The organism is Pseudoalteromonas sp. Z1A8 (assembly GCF_011378855.1).
GTDB lineage: Bacteria > Pseudomonadota > Gammaproteobacteria > Enterobacterales > Alteromonadaceae > Pseudoalteromonas.
In genome coordinates this window covers 1-574 of record NZ_WTLB01000139.1, presented here as the reverse complement: position 1 = coordinate 574, position 574 = coordinate 1, and the positions used below count along the sequence as shown (strand labels likewise).

The 574-nt window shown below is 35.9% G+C and carries 1 protein-coding gene and 1 pseudogene; both read left to right on the top strand.

Features of this window, described 5'->3' with window-relative positions; all coding sequences use genetic code 11:
• A pseudogene (locus GQR55_RS20050) lies at positions 1 to 69 on the top strand (cold shock domain-containing protein); the annotation flags it as partial.
• 187 nt (positions 70 to 256) lie between these two features.
• Positions 257 to 466: a cold-shock protein gene (locus GQR55_RS20045; protein ID WP_006792549.1), complete on the top strand. Its 210-nt coding sequence runs from the start codon at positions 257 to 259 to the stop codon at positions 464 to 466.
• Positions 467 to 574: the final 108 nt, after the last annotated feature.

Below are 574 nucleotides of genomic sequence, written 5' to 3'. Positions count from 1 at the left end.
CAACGTGTACAGTTTACTGTTACTCAAGGTCAAAAAGGCCCACAAGCCGAGAACATTGTTAGCATCTAATTGCTAAACAATTTAGTGGGTTAGAGATAACCCATTTTGAATACTAGTTTGAAAGAAGTTTTGTTTTATTTGTTAGTACCCCGTTGTTTTAGTAATAATCCTACGCGATATCCTCAAGTTAACTATTTTTTCCGGCTCAATCGCCTCTTTTCAGGCACACTTATATTAATTTTTTAGGATACATATTATGTCTACTACAACTACTGGTTCAGTAAAATGGTTTAACGAAGCAAAAGGTTTTGGTTTCATCGAGCAAGAATCTGGTCCTGATGTTTTTGCACATTTTAGCGCAATCTCTGGCGACGGTTTCAAAACTTTAGCTGAAGGCCAACGTGTACAGTTTACTGTTACTCAAGGTCAAAAAGGCCCACAAGCCGAGAACATTGTTAGCATCTAATTGCTACACAATTTAATGGGTTAGTAATAACCCATTTTGAATACTAGTTTGAAAGAAGTTTTGTTTTATTTGTTAGTACCGAGTTGTTTTAGTAATAATCCTACGCGA